The 18141-nt window shown below is 45.4% G+C and carries 14 protein-coding genes; 10 read left to right on the top strand and 4 right to left on the bottom strand.

Translation table 11 applies throughout. From position 1 onward, the window contains the following. Nucleotides 1-134: 134 nt before the first annotated feature. Nucleotides 135-1337 (bottom strand): bifunctional 3,4-dihydroxy-2-butanone-4-phosphate synthase/GTP cyclohydrolase II, encoded by a 1203-nt coding sequence (locus VM802_RS27280; protein WP_325536723.1) that lies wholly within the window; start codon nt 1335-1337, stop codon nt 135-137. A 424-nt stretch (nt 1338-1761) separates the two neighbouring features. Between VM802_RS27280 and VM802_RS27275 the strand changes: the two genes are divergently transcribed. From VM802_RS27275 to VM802_RS27265, 3 genes are all read left to right on the top strand, one after another. After that, nucleotides 1762-5004 (top strand): TonB-dependent receptor, encoded by a 3243-nt coding sequence (locus VM802_RS27275; RefSeq protein ID WP_325536721.1) that lies wholly within the window; start codon nt 1762-1764, stop codon nt 5002-5004. Nucleotides 5005-5479: 475 nt separating this feature from the next. Next, the gene (locus tag VM802_RS27270) at nt 5480-7138 is read left to right on the top strand and encodes a thiol-activated cytolysin family protein (protein ID WP_325536719.1); all 1659 of its coding nucleotides are present in this window, start codon (nt 5480-5482) and stop codon (nt 7136-7138) included. 300 nt (nt 7139-7438) lie between these two features. Further along, the gene (locus VM802_RS27265) at nt 7439-9094 is read left to right on the top strand and encodes a thiol-activated cytolysin family protein (protein ID WP_325536717.1); all 1656 of its coding nucleotides are present in this window, start codon (nt 7439-7441) and stop codon (nt 9092-9094) included. Nucleotides 9095-9284: 190 nt separating this feature from the next. Here VM802_RS27265 and VM802_RS27260 read toward each other — a convergent pair whose 3' ends face one another. Continuing rightward, the gene (locus VM802_RS27260) at nt 9285-10028 is read right to left on the bottom strand and encodes an alpha/beta hydrolase (protein WP_325536715.1); all 744 of its coding nucleotides are present in this window, start codon (nt 10026-10028) and stop codon (nt 9285-9287) included. Nucleotides 10029-10088: 60 nt separating this feature from the next. On the opposite strand from VM802_RS27260, the gene VM802_RS27255 reads away from it, so the two are divergent. The 7 genes from VM802_RS27255 (at nt 10089) to VM802_RS27225 (ending at nt 16954) form a co-directional block, all read left to right on the top strand. After that, complete coding sequence (locus tag VM802_RS27255; RefSeq protein ID WP_325536713.1) at nt 10089-10796, top strand: esterase family protein; 708 nt, start codon at nt 10089-10091, stop codon at nt 10794-10796. Between the two features lie 7 nt (nt 10797-10803). After that, entirely contained in the window at nt 10804-11829 is a 1026-nt protein-coding gene (locus tag VM802_RS27250) for an ATP-grasp domain-containing protein (protein WP_325536711.1), read from the top strand. A gap of 81 nt (nt 11830-11910) precedes the next feature. Further along, nucleotides 11911-13011, top strand: coding sequence for a carboxylate-amine ligase (locus VM802_RS27245; protein ID WP_325536709.1), 1101 nt, complete (start codon nt 11911-11913; stop codon nt 13009-13011). 23 nt (nt 13012-13034) lie between these two features. After that, nucleotides 13035-13931: a type 1 glutamine amidotransferase gene (locus VM802_RS27240; RefSeq protein ID WP_325536707.1), complete on the top strand. Its 897-nt coding sequence runs from the start codon at nt 13035-13037 to the stop codon at nt 13929-13931. Nucleotides 13932-13943: 12 nt separating this feature from the next. Next, nucleotides 13944-15149 (top strand): hypothetical protein, encoded by a 1206-nt coding sequence (locus VM802_RS27235; protein WP_325536705.1) that lies wholly within the window; start codon nt 13944-13946, stop codon nt 15147-15149. Nucleotides 15150-15399: 250 nt separating this feature from the next. Further along, a complete protein-coding gene (locus VM802_RS27230; protein WP_325536703.1) occupies nt 15400-16521 on the top strand; it encodes a hypothetical protein in 1122 nt (373 codons plus the stop codon). Nucleotides 16522-16567: 46 nt separating this feature from the next. After that, the gene (locus VM802_RS27225) at nt 16568-16954 is read left to right on the top strand and encodes a RidA family protein (protein WP_325536701.1); all 387 of its coding nucleotides are present in this window, start codon (nt 16568-16570) and stop codon (nt 16952-16954) included. Between the two features lie 62 nt (nt 16955-17016). Here the strand turns inward: VM802_RS27225 and VM802_RS27220 are convergent, their stop codons facing one another. Both VM802_RS27220 and VM802_RS27215 read right to left on the bottom strand, forming a co-directional pair. Next, on the bottom strand, nt 17017-17322 hold the full coding sequence (locus VM802_RS27220) for a rhodanese-like domain-containing protein (RefSeq protein WP_325536699.1): 306 nt from the start codon (nt 17320-17322) through the stop codon (nt 17017-17019). 42 nt (nt 17323-17364) lie between these two features. Continuing rightward, nucleotides 17365-18087 carry a PASTA domain-containing protein gene (locus VM802_RS27215; protein WP_325536697.1) on the bottom strand — a complete coding sequence of 241 codons (723 nt, stop codon included), beginning with the start codon at nt 18085-18087 and terminating at the stop codon, nt 17365-17367. Nucleotides 18088-18141 lie beyond the last annotated feature (54 nt).

Here is an 18141-nt window from a genome sequence, read left to right as displayed (position 1 = left end):
GGTTTTTTGTTTTTATAAATAATATAAGTATCAATCAAATTCTAACACAATCTTCGCAAATCACAGAAATCAAATCAATCACACAAATCACAGTTCAGACAATTACCCGCCTCACTCATCACAAACACCAACGGTTAGTCTTTGAGAATTTCGTGCCCCAGCTTATCACGTTTGGTACGCAGATAACTTTCATTGTGTGGATTAGGATGAATTTCGATGGGAACGTTTTCCACAACTTCAAGACCATATCCGCTCAAACCGGCCCGTTTACGAGGGTTGTTGGTGATGAGGCGGAGTTTAGTGATGTTCAGGTGGCGGAGTATCTGAGCGCCTACGCCATAATCACGTTCATCCATTTTAAAGCCCAGTTCAATATTAGCTTCTACTGTATCAAGGCCTTCTTCCTGAAGCTTATAGGCTTTCAGTTTATTCATGAGGCCAATACCGCGGCCTTCCTGGTTCATATATAATATAAGGCCCTTACCTTCTTTTTCTACCATCTGCATAGATGCATGCAGCTGCTCACCGCAGTCACAACGGAGAGAATGCAGGATATCACCCGTTACACAGGAAGAGTGCACTCTTACCAATACCGGTTCATCCTTAGTCCATTCGCCTTTTTTGAGCGCCATATGGATCTCACCGGAGTTGATCTGCTTGAAAGCTACCAGTTCGAAGTTGCCATATTTAGTAGGCATCTGCACTTTAACACCTTCCTCTATCAGGGTTTGTTTGGTGAGGAGGTAAGTGATGAGGTCTTTTATGGAGATCAGTTTCAGATCAAAGCGGATAGCGATTTCGCGGAGCTCAGGAAGCCTGGCCATAGTGCCATCTTCATTCATGATTTCCACGAGTACGCCCGCGGGTTCGAATCCTGCCAGGCGGGCAAGGTCGATGGTAGCCTCCGTGTGGCCGGCTCGGCGCAATACGCCTTCTGTCTTTGCTTTCAGGGGGAAGATGTGGCCGGGTTTGCCGAGATGTTCGGGTTTGGTGGCCGGATCTATCAGTGCCTGAACAGTTTTGGCTCTGTCGTGAGCAGAGATACCCGTTGTACAACCATGTCCAAGCAGGTCCACAGAAACGGTAAAAGGCGTCTGATGTAAAGCGGTGTTGTCTCTCACCATGAGGTCGAGGCCGAGCTCTTCACAACGTTCTTCTGCGAGAGGTGCGCAGATGAGGCCGCGGCCATGTGTACTCATAAAGTTGATGATCTCCGGTGTTACATTACGTGCGGCTGTAATAAAATCGCCTTCGTTCTCACGGTCTTCATCATCTACCACGATTACCAGTTTGCCGTTTTTTATATCTTCTATTGCTGCTTCTATTGTATCTAACATATAATATACCCTCCGGGTCAGTTATATTTAATGGCGCAAAGTTACGACATATACCCATTAAATAAGTCGTTAAAAGCGAAGGTTAAAATGTTAAACGCAAGTTGAAATTTTGTTAAATATGTATTCAGTATAAAACACATAAAATCTCGATTCTATATCTGTTGGTTTATACAATCAGAACTAGATAAAGTTCACGCTGGTAGCGGTTTTAACGAATTAAAAATAAAAGCAATTTGAAGAATAATAATTTTTATGAGAATTCTTGAATAATCCTATTGTTTATCAGGCTTTACGGGCAATTATATACAATCTTTTTGGGGTGCTACAAACGATTCACCTCCAACTTAACAATTTGTTAATTTCGAGTTAAAATTAAATAAGGAATTTTTGGCACCTTTGCGCCATGAAACAAACCTCTCTAATCATGGGATTTAGAAAATTACTCTTTACATTTTCTTTATTACTCGCGACTATTATCTCCTATGCTCAGGTTACAACCGGTGGTATGAACGGTTATGTAAAAGATGAGAAAGGAGAAGCTCTGATCGGCGCCACAGTAAAAGCAGTCCACACACCTTCCGGTACAGTTTACGGTACCACAACTCAGGAGGGTGGACGTTACAACATTCCTAACATGAGGGTAGGCGGCCCCTATACCGTAACCGTTTCCTTCATCAGCTACACAGAACAAAAAGTGGAAAACATAAACCTTCCACTGGGACAGACTTTCAAAATTGATTTCAGAATGAAATCTGCCTCTACCTCCCTGAACGAAATTGTAGTAAAAGGTAAGCAGGATAACACCTTCAACAGCTCACGTACCGGTGCTGCCACCTATATCACTAAAGATCAGCTGCAAAGCCTGCCCACACTTAACAGAGGTATTGCAGACTTTACCAAACTGACCCCCCAGTCTGGTAAAGGCATGCACTTCGCCGGCCGTAACGCACTGTTCAACACACTCACTGTAGATGGTTCACTGTTCAACAACGCATTTGGTCTGTCTGAACTGCCTGGCGGTTCTACCAACTCCCAGCCAATCTCCCTGGATGCAATTGATCAGATCCAGGTAAACCTCGCTCCATATGATGTAAAACTGAGCGGCTTTACCGGCGCCAGCATCAATGCTGTAACCAAATCAGGTACCAACGAATTCTCCGGTTCTGTATATACTTTTATCCGTAGCAACGACCTGACCGGTGGTAAAGTTGAAGGCGTAAAACTCGCTAAAGATGTTTACAACATGAAACAATATGGTTTCCGTGTAGGCGGACCCATTATAAAAAATAAACTCTTCTTCTTCATTAATGGTGAGCTGGAAAGACGAAATTCACCGGGAGCAAACTGGAGATCCAGCAAGGATTCTGCAGACGCTACCCTGCCGGGGGTTTCCAAAGTAAGAACAGCAGATCTCGATTTGGTAAGAAAGACGCTCATTGATAATTACGGTTATGATCCGGGCGCATATGAAGGTTATAATTTTAAACAGAACAACGAGAAAGCCACCGTACGTATTGACTGGAATATCAGTGAAAAACACAAATTCACTTTCCGCTACAACTACATGAACTCCTTCAGGGATATTGCTGCCAGTGGTTCCAACTCTAATAGCGGTCGTGGACCAAACGCGAACAATATGTTGTTCCAGAATACGACTTACCGCCAGTACAGCAAAATCAATTCATTTGTTGTTGAGTTGAATAGTACATTCTCCAACAAAATGTCAAACAGCCTGTCACTGACCTATTCCGGTTTCCGTGACTACCGTACTACCCCAGGTGGTGCATTCCCGCTGATTGATATTGAAGATGGAAAGGGTAAAAACTATATCTCTGCCGGTTCTGAACCATTCAGCGCCGTAAATAAACTGAATCAGGATCTGTTCCAGTTTACAGATAACTTCAACCTGTATAAAAACAAACACACTTTCACCTTCGGTGTTTCTGGTGAATATTTCAGGTTCTCCAACGCATTTGCCCAGCTCTACCTCGGTCAATTCCGTTATAAAGACCTGAATACTTTCATTACGGCTACCAAAGATCCGACAGTTCAACCTTTACTTTACCAACTCTCCTATTCTGCTATTAAGGGAGACCCTGCTCCTGCTGCCAAGCTGAGCGCAGCTACTATCTCCGCTTATGCACAGGATGAATTCCAGGTGAATGATAAGCTCAAGCTGACTTATGGCGTGCGTTTCGACGTTCCTTTCTATCCTACCAAATTGATGAAGAATCCCACGATCGACACAGTTTCTTTCCGCAACGGCGAACACCTCGATGTTAGCGTTCTGCCTAAAGCCCAACTGCTGATATCTCCACGTGTTGGCTTCAACTGGGACGTGAAAGGAGATCAGACCTTGCAGGTCCGTGGCGGAACAGGTATCTTTACCGGACGTATTCCTTATGTGTGGGCTGTTAATCAGGCAGGACAAAATGGTCTGTTATATGGACAGGAATTTACTCCCAATCCCCCTGCAAACGACCCTAAAAAGAGCCGGCCGTTCAGCCCAGACCCAGGAAAATATATTCCTGAAAACCCTCAGACTCCACCCAGTGCATTGATCAACGTAATGTCTCCTGATTTCAAATATCCGCAGATCTGGCGTTCAAACCTCGCTGTTGACGTGGTATTACCAGGTAAAATAGTTGCTACTTTTGAAGGTATCTACACCAAAGACATCAATGCAGTATTCCATAGGGACGCCAACCTGGTTAATCCAACCGGTAAATCTGTAGGACCCGGTGCACGTGATACATTCCCTATCGGTAGTGCCAACCGTGTAAGTCCGAAAGCAACCAATGCAATCGTGCTGGATAACACAACCAAGGGATGGTCCTACTCTTTGTCTGCTCAGCTCTCCAGGACATTTGATTTCGGTTTGACTGCAACAGCTGCATACGCTTATCAAAATGCAAAAGACATCACTTCCAGCCCAGGTTCTCAAGCTGCCAGTGCCTTCAATGGTAACCAGATCGTAAACGATCCAAACAATCCCGTGTTGTCATACACCGGCTTCCTGGTAAAACATAGAGTGGTTGCTACTTTATCTTACAAGATCGCCTATGCGAAAATGCTGGCGACTACAGTATCTGTAATTTATGAAGGCTCTCCTGCTGCTGATGCTTTCGGGAACACCCGCCTCAGCTACGTATATGCTGGTAATATGAACCGTGATGGCTCTTCTGGTAATAATGACCTCATTTATGTACCAAAAGATAAAAGCGAAATCATCCTCATCCCTGATGGTCCAAATGATAAGCGTACAGCAGATCAAATATGGACAGACCTCGATCAGTTTATCTCCAAAGAGAAATACCTGAATAGCCGTAGAGGTCAGTTCGCAGAAAGGAATGGCGGTCAATTCCCCTGGTGGAATCATTTCGATGTAAAAATCATTCAGGACATTGATTTCGCTAAAATTGCTCCAAAAAGCAAAAGCAAACTGCAGGCCACATTGGATATTATCAACGTTGGTAACCTCCTGAACAGCAACTGGGGTGTGGTAAAAACTCCGAATACTATACCCTTCCTGTCTTACCGTGATAGCAATGGCCCCGGTGGTCAGGCTCGTTACTCATTCACTAACATCGGTAACCCGTTCATTACCTCTACCGATATTCTGTCCAGGTGGCAGATGCAGATTGGTATAAGATATCTCTTCAACTAATCAGGTAGAATAACATAATTTTCTCAAAGCAGCTGGATAATTCCAGCTGCTTTTTTATTTTGCTTATACCATCTCATTTGAAAAATATACTTAGAGTTTACTTGATCGTTAATAAGCCAAATGATAACATGGCATCACGAACACGTTTATCTTATTTCTGTATCTTCATCCCGCATCATTAAATATGCTGCGTTAAATAAACGACAACCCGGCTATATTCTTTTACTTTTAAGCATTTCTGATCAATGAAGTTGTACACCCTTACCTGTAGCATTGCTGGCGCTTTATAAAAGAAGGCATGTCCGGCAATAGACCTTAAATGTTACCCATTTCAGGATTAAAGAAGGAACCCTGGAGAGAAAAAATCCCTTTCCATTTAATTCATATGGTAACCCATAGTTTACCCGCATCACATCTAAACGTCTACATACAACTGTATTCAAACAATAGTAAATAAATTCAATACCCTAATTTTATGCGAAGCCTTTATTACTTACTTATTGGAGCACTAATGCTCTGCTCCTGTTCCAGGAAAGAATTGCTGGAACCAAATGGTAAACCTCTCAGCGATATTGCGAAGTACCCTGAAACAAATATCAGCTTACAGGTTCACGGTTACATTCCTTCCATTTTTACCCGGGATGCTACCGGCATTCCCCAGCAGAACTTCTCTCCTTCGGCACTCGGCAGGAAGAACCCTTTCCAGACAATGGCGGGTCTTCCGGAAATAACAAAAGACAGCCTATGGCAGGATGGTTTTGGTAGAACTTTATATGCAGAAACAACTGAAATGGCCATGTTCCAGAATACAGCCATGGACCGGCTCATTTTTGCAGGTGCATTGCTACAAGGTAATTCGCTGGCCGACCTGGATCTCAAACCCATTGCCGAATATCAGGGTAAGGTGAAACCCATCACCGTCTCCGTTTCGCTCACAGCAAAAAGGGTAAGCGGTACCATTAATAATCCGTCCCTCTCTGCTACGAGAACTTTTGTCAGCGACATCCTTTCCCAAAACAATATCGGTACGCAAACGGCAGGCTACTCCTTCAACATGGAAAGATTTACCGCATATGATGAATTAAAACTTGCATTTGGTTCCAATGTAAAAACCGGCGCTTTATTCTTCAAAAAAGAGAATACCACCACAGAAACCAGAACAAAGATCGCCAAACGTTCAGGCATATACGTAAAGTTTGTGCAAAAGAACTTTACTCTCGACCTGGATCTCCCTGACAAAGGAAATCTCATGCAGGATACCGTTAATTTACAGGGGCTCAGTAAATATTTCCCGGTTTATGTAAGCTCTATCACTTATGGCCGCATGGGAATTCTGGCTATCGAATCAGACTCCAGCTATGAAGCCACCTACGAAGCATATAACACCGCCTTTAAAGCCCTATTTGTAAGCGGAACCAATACTTTGACAACAGAACAAAAAAGAATCATTGATCAGGCCGACATGCGCATATACCTGGTTGGCACCGACGGCGACGGCTCAGTACAAACAGTAAGAGGACTCGACGCTTTTCTGGCACTGGCTACAAAAGGTAGAACGTTTTCCCCCTCCGCACCAGGCATCCCCATCTATTGCAGTCTTAGCTACCTGGGTGATAATTCTATTGTTAAAACCAGGTTCAAAGTAGATATTTCTCTTGATCCTATTTACGCAAGAATTGAGTATGAAGATGTAAAACGCAAGACGGAACAAACCTCATCAGGGCAGCCAGGCTCCCCTAGCTTTAGTTCAGGAAGTGAAACATATACATCAGCTTCTGTTTATATGAAATTTTATTCAGACCCCATGGCAACAAAGCCTACTTTCCCTCCTGCAAACCTTGGCTTTTATTACAAGCAATATAAAAGCTTTTACAGTTACAATCGTGATGATGTTGCCGGTGAAAGTACTTCAGAGGATAAAAAAGATCAGGGCACATTCCTTAAACAAAATGCTTTCTTGGATTCCAAAATACTTTTGACAAACGGTATGATAGGTTATGAAAGTAATTCCAGCGGATTAGAAGATTGGGGAGCCGGAGGGTCTGTTCGCTTCGAACGAAGCTATAGTGAGGGAACTTCTTTCGAATTGCTACCCGGAGGCCTTTATAAGGTACTTTCTCCAAAAGGTCGTTAAATGAACACAAACGGAGGCTGGTATATCATTACGAAAAGATTATCCTTTTAAATATACCAGCCTCAAAACTCCCGTGACTACTTACGTATCATTTACCCCGTAAATATGATACCAACCGATTACCTGGAAAGTTAGTGACATAATGTTACCCATTTCAGAATTACAAGAAGGAACCCTGGAAAGAAGAAATCCCTTTCCATTTAATTCATATGGTAACCCATAGTTTACCCACATCACACCTAAACGTTTACATACAACTGTATTCAGGCATTAGTAAATAAACTCAATACCCTAATTTTTATGCGAAACCTTTATTACTTACTTATTGGAGCCCTCCTGCTCTGCTCCTGTTCCAGGAAAGAATTGCTGGAACCACATAGCAACCCTGTCAGCGATATTGCGAAATATCCGGAAACAAATATCAGCTTACAGGTTCATGGTTATATTCCTTCCATTTTTACCCGGGATGCTGCCGGCATTCCTCACCCGGACTTCTCCCCTTCCGCCCTCGGCAGGAAGAACACTTTTCAGGCAATGGCGGGTCTCCCGGAGATAACAAAAGACAGCATATGGCAGGATGGTTTTGGCAGAACCTTATATGCAGAAACAACAGAAATGGCCATGTTCCAGAATACAGCCATGGACCGGCTCATCTTTGCAGGAGCCTTGCTACAGGGTAATTCGCTGGCAGACCTGGATCTCAAACCCATTGCTGATTATCAGGGCAAGGTGAAACCTATCACCGTTTCCGTATCGCTTTCTGCAAGAAGAGTAAGCGGTACCATTAACAATCCGTCCCTCTCCGCTACAAGAACTTTTATCAGCGATATTCTTTCCCAAAACAATATCGGTACCCAAACAGCAGGCTATTCCTTTAGCATGGAAAGATTTACCGCATATGACGAATTAAAACTTGCATTTGGTTCCAATGTAAAGACCGGTGCATTGTTCTTTAAAAAAGAAAGCACCTCTACTGAAACCAGAACCAAAATCGCTAAGCGTTCAGGCTTATACGTAAAATTCGTACAAAAGAATTTTACACTCGACCTGGATCTGCCTGATAAAGGAAACCTGATGCAGGACACTGTTAATTTACAGGGACTCAGTAAATACTTCCCCGTCTACGTAAGTTCTATCACTTACGGCCGTATGGGAATTCTCGCTATCGAATCAGATTCCAGCTATGAAGCTACCTATGAAGCCTATAACACCGCCTTTAAAGCGCTATTTGTAAGCGGAACCAATACTTTGACGACAGAACAAAAAAGAATCATAGATCAGGCCGACATGCGCATATACCTGGTGGGCACTGACGGCGACGGTTCCGTGCAAACAATAAGGGGCCTCAATGAGTTCCTCGCATTGGCAACAAAGGGTAGAACATTTTCCGCTTCCGCACCCGGCATTCCCATCTATTGCAGCCTTAGCTACCTGAGTGATAATTCTATCGTTAAAACCAGGTTCAAGGTGGATATTTCTCTTGATCCTGTTTATGCCAGAATCGAATATGATAATGTGCAAACAAAAGATGAATACTTCCAATCAGGACGACCCGATGGACCCGACTACGTTACAGGAACAAGATCATATACTTCAGCCGATGTGTTTATGAGGTTCTATTCCGACCCGGCCGCCACAAAGCGTACTTTTCCTCACGCCAACCAGAGCTTCTATTACAAGCAATACAGAAATAACAGCAGCTACTTTAGCAATTACGAAGGCACTAGTAGTTCTGAAACCACCGATAACCTGGGTACGTTCCAAAAACAAAATGCGCGCTTGGATTCCGAAATACAGTTGGGAAGCACCACAATTAGTTCTTCGGAAAGCTCCAGCGGATTGGAAGACTTTGGAGCCGGCGGATCTGTCCGCTTTGAGCAAAGTAATTCCCAACAAACTTATTTCGAAATGCTACCTGCAGGCCTTTATAAGATCCTTTCTCCCAAAGGCCGCTAAATAATCATAAGCACCAATGAAGGCTGGCGTATCTATTACAAAAGATTCACCTTCCAGAATATGCCAGCCTTCATTGATTTTCTTATAGCATGTCGGGGGTGAAGTGTACATACTAAAGCGTAGTTAAGGGGCGCCCAAGGGGCAAAGCCCTGTCAAAAGCGCCCTATCGGTAAAATCACATCATATACCCCTATACAAAATACCCCAGCCTTAAAAAGGCGCCTATGGCAATTTTCCACGTTTCCGCATCATGCCGGCCATCAGGTATCTCCAGGTAATGAATATCAGTGTTCATGCGGTAGCCTTTATCATTTAGCTCCTGTATAAGATCTAGGGTATCGTCAATGCTGTCGATGATGCCGTTGTGGTTACGGTCTGCCGTTTCATCTGCAGTGCCGCATTCAAAGAAGAATTGCATACCGGGCTTAAACGTACCCTCACGGATCACCCGGTGCATAATGCGGTGCTCATGCTCATTGTAATGTTCATCGAGCGGATGGCTGCGCCACCATAGCGAGCCAGAGAATACGCCCGCCATACTGAATGTTTCAGGATGCCGCCATACTATATCAAATGCCGATAATCCTCCGAGTGAAAACCCCGCAAATGCATAGCGGGACTCAGTTACAACAGGATACTTTGTACGCAGGAACGGCAATAGCTCTTCCATAACAAATTGCGTATAGGCGGCAGCTTTAGCCCCCTGCCCCTGGTAATCAGGAATACCCGCAACACCATACTCCTGGCGGCGCTCTGGCCCTGCATGAATACCTGCAATACAAACAGGTATATCCATCTCAGGTAATATTTCCTGCAATTGCTGACCGTCATTCACCAATAACAACACCGCCGGCTGCTGCAAAGGAAGCCGGATATCCAGCCATACTTCCCGGTTCAATGCTCCGGAGAAAATCCGATGATGAAAGAAATGCATCCCAACAATTTAACAACAATAAACCAATAAACTTTTTTAAATTTAACTAAATACTTTCCCGTGACAGAATATTACCATAAGTGGCACTCTCCCAACCTGGGGAAGGAATTTGAAATGCTGGTCTTCGGCCACAGCGGTTATCCTGTACTGCTGTTTCCTACCTCCATGGGACGCTATTATGAAAGCAAAGACAGAGGGCTTATAGACGCGATCAGCTGGTTCATCGATGAAGGCAGAATTAAAGTGTATTGCCCTGACAGTATCGACGCAAGCAGCTGGTATAATAAAAATATCGATCCGGCATTCAGAGCGTATAACCATACCTGTTACGACAAACTACTTACAGAAGAGATCCTTCCCCGCATGGAAGCCGAAACAGGCGCACAGCGCATAGTGGCTGCCGGTTGTAGCTTTGGCGGCTATCACGCCACCAACTTCGCTTTCAGACATCCGGAACGTGTATCATACCTCTTCAGCCTCAGCGGTGTCTTTGACATCAAACCTCGCATGGACGGCTATTACGATGATAATGTGTATTTCAATAATCCTACTGACTATATTCCGGACAACCAGCACGCTGACCTCTGGCGAATGGGCATTGTACTCGGCGTAGCTGATACCGATGTTACCAGGCCACAAAATGAACAGATGTCAGACCTGCTCGCTGCAAAAAATATTATGCACTGGCTTGATGTCCGCCCAAATACACAGCACGACTGGCCCGTTTGGCGCGAAATGCTGCCACATTATTTATCACTTATCAAGTAATTGAACCATGAAAAAAATCGGCATTCTCTTCGGACAGGAAAACACTTTCCCGCAGGCATTTGTCGACAGAATTAACCGCATCAATCCTCCCGGCATCTTCGCCGAGTTTGTGAGCATCGATAAGGTATTACAAGGTGCCGACAGCGGTTATGCCGTAATTGTAGACCGCATCTCACAGGATGTTCCCTTCTATCGCGCCTATCTCAAAAATGCCGCTATCACAGGAACAGCCGTTATCAATAATCCTTTCTGGTGGAGCGCCGACGATAAGTTTTTCAATAACGCCCTCGCACAAAAAATAGGCGTGCCCGTGCCCCGCACCGTGCTGCTGCCTTCCTTCGGACTACCGGATAATACCGCAGATACCTCTTTCCGTAACCTTGTTTATCCGTTCGACTGGAACACCATCTTTGAATATGTAGGATTCCCCGCTTACATGAAACCATATGCCGGCGGAGGATGGAAACATGTATACTACCTGGAAGATAAAGAAGACTTCTTCCAGAAACACAGTGAAACCGGCCAGCTGGTAATGATGCTGCAGGAAGAAATTGACTTCAGCCAGTATTACCGCTGTTACTGCATCGGCGGCAAGGATGTACACATCATGCCCTACAATCCAAAGAACGCCCCGCATCAACGCTACCAGTCAGACTTCAATGGCAGCCAGGCACTAATGAAAAAGATCACGGATCACGTACTGGCCCTGAATCAATACCTGGGCTACGATTTCAATACTGTTGAAATAGCAGTGCGCGGAGAAGTACCTTATGCTATCGACTTCTGTAACCCTGCGCCAGATGCAGATATCAACTCCATCGGTGAAGAGCACTTTGAATGGGTAGTGGAAACCAGCGCCAGATACGCCATCGAAAGAGCCATCAAACAAAAGCCGGGAAAAGATAATCTCACCTGGGGCAAATTTGTACAACGTACGCCAAAAGCCGTTAAAAAAACGGATACAGCCAAATCCGTAGCGGCAAAGAAAAGCCCTAAAAAAAGCCCGGCGAAGAAACAACAAAAGGAAAAATGATCCGTTTACAGCCTACATTTGTATCATCAATTCATTTCAATACTAAAAGCTCACCGCTGATAGTCTAAAGCCGATTATACCATGTTTAAGGCGTTTACGCTGGGAATAGAAGAAGAATACATGGTCATGGACCCTGTTACAAGAGAGCTCAGGTCTCATGAACAGAAAATTGTAGAACAGGCACATAAAATCATACGCGATCAGGTGAAAGCAGAATTTCACCAGGCTGTTGTGGAAGTAGGCACAACAATATGTGCAGATATACACGAAGCCCGTAAAGACGTAGCCCTGCTGCGTCGCACCATTGCCCAGATTGCCGGCGACCTGGGTTTCAGCATCGGCGCTTCCGGCACCCATCCTTTCAGCCAATGGGAAAAGCAGCTTATCACTGACCATCCCAGATATTTCGAGATCGTCAATGAAATGCAGGATGCCGCCCGCTCCAATCTCATCTTCGGACTGCATGTGCATGTAGGCATGGAAAACAGGGAAATGGCTATCCATATCGCTAACTCCGTCAGGTATTTTCTGCCACATATCTTCGCTCTCAGCACCAACTCTCCTTTTTGGGAAGGACGTAACACCGGCTTCAAATCCTTTCGTACTAAGGTTTTCGACAAATTCCCCCGTACCGGTATCCCCGATTACTTTGGCAGCATCGAAGAATATGATAACTATATCAAACTACTGATTAAGACCAATTGCATTGACAATGCCAAGAAAGTATGGTGGGATCTCCGCGTACATCCTTTCTTCAACACAGTCGAGTTCCGTATCTGCGATGTGCCACTCACACTGGACGATACCATCACACTGGCAGGCCTATTCCAGGCAGTCTGTGCCAAGATCTACAAGCTGCGCATGCAGAACCTCAACTTCATCCTCTACAACCGCGCCCTGATCAACGAAAACAAATGGCGTGCTTCCCGCTACGGTATTGATGGTAACCTGATAGATTTCGGAAAAGAAATGGAAGTGAACACACGGGCACTCATATACGAATTGCTCGATTTTATTGATGATGTGGTAGATGATTTAGGCAGCCGGGAAGTAATAGCCGCTACCTCCCGTATCCTGGAAACAGGCACCGGCGCCGACAGGCAACTTCGTCAGTTTGACGCCACTCAGGACCTCGTTGCTGTTACCGACTTTATACGCGACCAGTTCCTACAGGGATGCTGAAAATGATTTCGTAATTTTGCAGCATGCGTCCGATTAAAAACACCTGGAAAGTAGCAGTGCTGGATATGTATGAAGGTGTACCTAATGAAGGTATGCGCTGTATCCGCGAGATCCTGTCGCAGTATGCGGCCATGCACACGCTTGACTTGCAATACGATGAGTTCGAAGTTCGCCGGCAGCAACAGATGCCCGATACCTCCTATGACATCTACATCTCCACCGGTGGCCCCGGAAGCCCGGTCGATAGCGAAGGCAGCGACTGGGAACGGGCCTACTTCTCACTGATTGATAATCTCCTGGCCTGGAACCGTACAGAAAAACAAACGAAACCCGCACTTTTCATTTGTCACTCTTACCAGATCATGTGCCGCTACTATAAGCTGGGAAATGTTTGCAGGCGTAAGTCGCCGGCATTCGGCGTTTTCCCCGTTCATAAAACAGCGGCGGGCATGCAGGAAAGAATATTCAGCGCCCTCCCCGATCCTTTCTATATCGTTGACAGCCGCGACTGGCAGGTGATAGAGCTGAATTATGAAAACCTGCACGCCATGGGCGGCCAGGTGCTCGCATTGGAAAAGGAAAGACCACATGTGCCGCTGGAACGTGCCACCATGGCTATCCGGTTCAATGAACACTTTATCGGTACCCAGTTCCACCCGGAAGCCGATGCTGCCGGTATGCACATGTACCTGCAACAGGAAGAGAAAAAAGCGCAGGTACTCAGTAATCATGGTGAAGAAAAATACAACAGCATGCTGGAACTACTGTCAGACCCAGATAAGATCATGCTCACGCACGATCGGTTTGTCACCGCTTTCCTCGATTATGCGATCTATGGCTCACTGTCGGAAAGGCTTGCTGCCATTGAGCGTCAGGTACAGGTAACCGCACATACGGATAAAGAACATTCTTTCTTTTAATTTCTGAAGATCATGATCCCCGCTGTAAGAACATCGTATAATCAGCAATTTACCAATACCAGGTACCAGCACTTCTTAAAAGGTATAGAACTGGATGCCGGCATAGCGGCTGCTTTCCGCATTGCCGAAACACCTGTGTTCGTACCCGCTTCCCTTACCACCAAACTGGTACAGGCATGCGAAGAGATTGTGAATGTGATCCTGCGGCCCGATTTCAAAACCATTACCCGCGACGCCATTCCGGCAGAACTGAAAGTCCCGCGCGAAAATGACCATCCTCATTTCATTGTAATTGATTTTGCCGTATGCAAACAGGAAGATGGTTCGCTCGCACCGCAACTGATCGAAATGCAGGGCTTCCCCACCATGTATGCTTTTCAGGATGTCATGGCACGGCAATTCAGAACACACTTCGATATTCCTGCCCATCTCAGCAATTTTTTCAATGGCATTGATGAGAATGCGTATTACGAGTTATTAAGGAAGATGATCATCGGCGATTGTCCGCCCGAAGAAGTAGTCTTGTTGGAAGTAAAGCCGGAAGAGCAGAAGACGAAGATCGATTTTTACAGCACTGAAAAATATATTGGCATTACCACCATCTGCATCACGGACCTGATACAGGAAGGTAAAAAACTCTTCTATCTGCGCAATGGCGTGAAAACAAATGTCCGCCGCATTTACAATCGTATTATATTCGATGATCTGCAAAAACAATCCACCGGACTGCCGGAGCATGTAAACCTATTCCAGGATCTGGACGTTGAATGGATCACACATCCCAACTGGTTTTACAGAATCAGCAAGTACACCATGCCATTCATCCACAGTGAATATGTCCCTAAAAGCTGGTTCCTGCACGAGTTACCGGTATTACCCACCGATCTGGAAAATTATGTACTGAAACCGCTCTTCTCTTTCGCAGGCAAAGGCGTAATCATCGATGTAACCGCAGATGATATCAACAACATCAAAGACCCGGAAAACTGGATATTACAACATAAGGTAAAATATGCGCCCGTCATTCAGACACCTGACGGCAATGCCATCTGCGAAATCAGGATGATGTATATCTGGCCTGACGACACACCTAGACCGGTGCTGATACACAACCTCGCCAGAATCAGCAAAGGTAGGATGATAGGTGTAGGCTATAACAGTAAAGACACCTGGGTTGGCGGCAGCTGCTGCTTCTTCGAATTTGAACAACAGGCTTAATGCTGTTGTTCAACTTTCTTCAGACGCTTTTCCAGATCAATGATATAAAGGGTAAGCTCTTCCACTTTCTGTAAAAGCTTCTTATTCATTTCAGCGAGATCATGCCCTTCTTTCTCTACTTCAGCAGCAGCCGGTAACCTGCCGGTATAAAAAACTGATGTAAACTACAGATACACTGCGCAGCCACTACCTACCTTTGCAATAAATAAACTACTTTTAGATTCATATGTCAACTAAATGAACTATCCTTATGTTTAGTAACCTGGCCATAGAAGTGGCGTTGGGCCTTATTTTCATTTATCTCCTATACAGTCTCCTCGCGTCCATTGTACAGGAGCTCCTGGCAAGGATCTTTAATGCGCGCGCCCGCATCCTTACGAAAGGACTGCGCAGAATGCTGGAAGATGATGATCATAGCCGTGAACTGGGGGTACTGGGAAAATTCACCTTCTTCAACTGGTTTAATGAGCTTCGCTGGAACTTTATATATTTCTTTCTTCCATTCCGGCACTGCCCGTTCCTGAAAAAATTCTATCAGACACCCGCTATCAGATATCTCGGTGAAAGCAGTGCCTCAGCAAGACCTGCATATATCAGCCCGCAGATATTCTCTCAAACAATGGTACATCTGTTACGCGGTACGCCGCCTGAAGGTACCACGACAGATACCGACGCCATCCGCGAATGCCTCCAGGCCAACACCCTGCAACTGGGAACAGATACGCTCACCCATCTTCGCAACCTCTTTGAAGATGCAAACGGCGATATTACAAAGTTCCGTGTCAATATAGAAACATGGTTCAATGAAACCATGAGCCGAGCCAGCGGCTGGTACCGTAAACATACGCAGACATGGCTGCTGGTCATCGGTATGGCCATCGCCGGCCTTTTCAATGTAGACTCTATTGCCATCGCACGCATCCTGATGAAAGACAAAAACGTCCGCGAACAGATGGTACAGCTGGCAGCCAGCCATAATCAGAACTATACACCGGTTATGGACACGCTGGTGCAGAAACACATCATTAACAGCAAAGATAGCACCTTCTACAGACGCGATACTTCTGTGCGCATGTTCCTGAAAGATACCGCCATGATCAGCGTATACGCCATGCTGCGCAACGATGCCGGTGATGCAGGGAACGTGCTGGGTATCAGCAGGCAATGCGTGACCGACTCCACCGGCGGACATAAAACCATCCGTTGCGGTTATACGCACCCCTTTCAGCAAAATGGCTGGCTGATATTCATAGGATGGTGCATGACCGCACTGGCGATATCCCTGGGTGCACCGTTCTGGTTCGATCTGCTGGGTAAAGTCGTGAAGTTTAAACCGGTGGCTCCCGGCACCACCACTGCAGGCTCAGAGTGAGAAAGATTATGTAATTTTGACACCCACCTCACCTAATTTATTTCTTATGAAACGTACTACATTCTCTTCCGGCGCCATATGGGAAAACAAAGTTGGCTACTCCCGTGCTGTACGCGTTGGCAATGTGATAGAGATCTCCGGCACCGTGGCAACCGACAACGATCAGGTAGTAGCGCCGGGTAACGCTTACGAACAAACGAAATTTGTATTGGCAAAGATTGAATCAGCGCTGATATCAGCCGGCGCCAGCCTGCATGATGTAGTACGTACCAGGATGTTTGTAACAGATATTTCAAGATGGGAAGAATATGGCAGGGCGCATGGGGAATTCTTTAAAAGCATCAAGCCCGCCACTACAATGGTCGAAGTAAGTAAACTGATAGATCCGGGTTACCTGGTAGAAATAGAAGCGACAGCAATTTTACATGAATAACATTCAGTTTTAGCTTTTAGCTTCCAGCACCTGGAAGCTAAAAGCTAAAACCAGAGAATGGCTTATCCATTCAGCTCACGCCATTTCAGCATACCGCCAACCAGGTTTTTTACATTGCTGAAACCCAGTGTTTCCAGGATCATGCAAGCCTGACCACTACGGTTACCACTGCGGCAATAAACGATCACTTCCTCATCTTTCAGATCTTCCAGTTCGTCTACCTGCATAACCTGTATCTGGCCCAATGGAACATGTGCGCCACCAATATTGAATTCAGCGCGCTCGTGCGGTTCACGTACATCCACAATGTTCAGCTTCTCACCGTTGTCTATCCTTTGTTTCAGTTCTTCTACGGTTATATTCTGCATAGCTATATAGTTAAAGAAATAAAAAGTTAAGTTACATTATTTTTATTGTTCCGGCTCCGGAGCCTTTATTGTAGAGTCTTTCACCGGTTTTGTAGCAGACAGCCAAAAGTCCACGCTCTCTCCCGCCCTTACCATGTTGAAATCACCTATTTCGTTCTTCCGGGTAGGTACCTGCTTGATAATGTAGGCATTGATAGTATCGGTAACGTTGGGATCGATGATCACCGTACCTGCACTGAGGTTGCTGGCATTTAATATTTCCCTGGCTTCTGCGTAGGTAAGCCCAACAAAATCAGGCACCGGGTTTTCTATACTTCCGGTTCCACTGCTCAGTATCAGCGTAACGTTGCTCCCTTCTGGTAATAAAGTACCGGGTTTGATTTTCTTGCCATTCAGCAGCTGTTGCAGAACAGTATTCGTAGCGAAATCCGGCTTGTAGATAGTATCTCCCACATTGAGGCGAAGGCTTTTCAGCATCATCTCTGCACTACGGAAAGTGAGACCTTCCAGGTCCGGCATTTTCACCATTGGAGCCACCACCTTATTTACAGTGAGGTAAATGGTACGGCCTACTTTTACCGTTGCGCCTTTGTCCGGTGTCTGAGCCCAAACCGCCAGCGGCGGAATGGAATCAATGAAAATAGAGTCCCTGACATCAGCTTCAAAACCGGCTTTCTCCAGCAGGGCAATCGCTTCTTTCACAGTTTTACCTTTTACATCCGGCACAGTCAGTTGCTGTCCATGCTTGGTGATTATTCCCAGCATAGAAAAGAACAATATTGCCGTTAGAAAGAAAAAGGCAATTACAATCAACAGGTT

Origin of the sequence: Chitinophaga sp., from assembly GCF_035538455.1 — a bacterium.
Lineage (GTDB): Bacteria > Bacteroidota > Bacteroidia > Chitinophagales > Chitinophagaceae > Chitinophaga.
Note: the sequence above shows the minus strand (reverse complement) of the source record. Positions and strands in the feature narration are given on the sequence as shown.

Excerpts from the sequence above, each read along its gene's own strand:
- VM802_RS27280 (WP_325536723.1), bottom strand. The coding sequence starts at position 1,337 with ATGTTAGATACAATAGAAGCAGCAATAGAAGATATAAAAAACGGCAAA.
- VM802_RS27275 (WP_325536721.1), top strand. The coding sequence starts at position 1,762 with ATGGGATTTAGAAAATTACTCTTTACATTTTCTTTATTACTCGCGACT.
- VM802_RS27270 (WP_325536719.1), top strand. The coding sequence starts at position 5,480 with ATGCGAAGCCTTTATTACTTACTTATTGGAGCACTAATGCTCTGCTCC.
- VM802_RS27265 (WP_325536717.1), top strand. The coding sequence starts at position 7,439 with ATGCGAAACCTTTATTACTTACTTATTGGAGCCCTCCTGCTCTGCTCC.
- VM802_RS27260 (WP_325536715.1), bottom strand. The coding sequence starts at position 10,028 with ATGCATTTCTTTCATCATCGGATTTTCTCCGGAGCATTGAACCGGGAA.
- VM802_RS27250 (WP_325536711.1), top strand. The coding sequence starts at position 10,804 with ATGAAAAAAATCGGCATTCTCTTCGGACAGGAAAACACTTTCCCGCAG.
- VM802_RS27245 (WP_325536709.1), top strand. The coding sequence starts at position 11,911 with ATGTTTAAGGCGTTTACGCTGGGAATAGAAGAAGAATACATGGTCATG.
- VM802_RS27240 (WP_325536707.1), top strand. The coding sequence starts at position 13,035 with ATGCGTCCGATTAAAAACACCTGGAAAGTAGCAGTGCTGGATATGTAT.
- VM802_RS27235 (WP_325536705.1), top strand. The coding sequence starts at position 13,944 with ATGATCCCCGCTGTAAGAACATCGTATAATCAGCAATTTACCAATACC.
- VM802_RS27230 (WP_325536703.1), top strand. The coding sequence starts at position 15,400 with ATGTTTAGTAACCTGGCCATAGAAGTGGCGTTGGGCCTTATTTTCATT.
- VM802_RS27225 (WP_325536701.1), top strand. The coding sequence starts at position 16,568 with ATGAAACGTACTACATTCTCTTCCGGCGCCATATGGGAAAACAAAGTT.
- VM802_RS27220 (WP_325536699.1), bottom strand. The coding sequence starts at position 17,322 with ATGCAGAATATAACCGTAGAAGAACTGAAACAAAGGATAGACAACGGT.
- VM802_RS27215 (WP_325536697.1), bottom strand. The coding sequence starts at position 18,087 with ATGCTGGGAATAATCACCAAGCATGGACAGCAACTGACTGTGCCGGAT.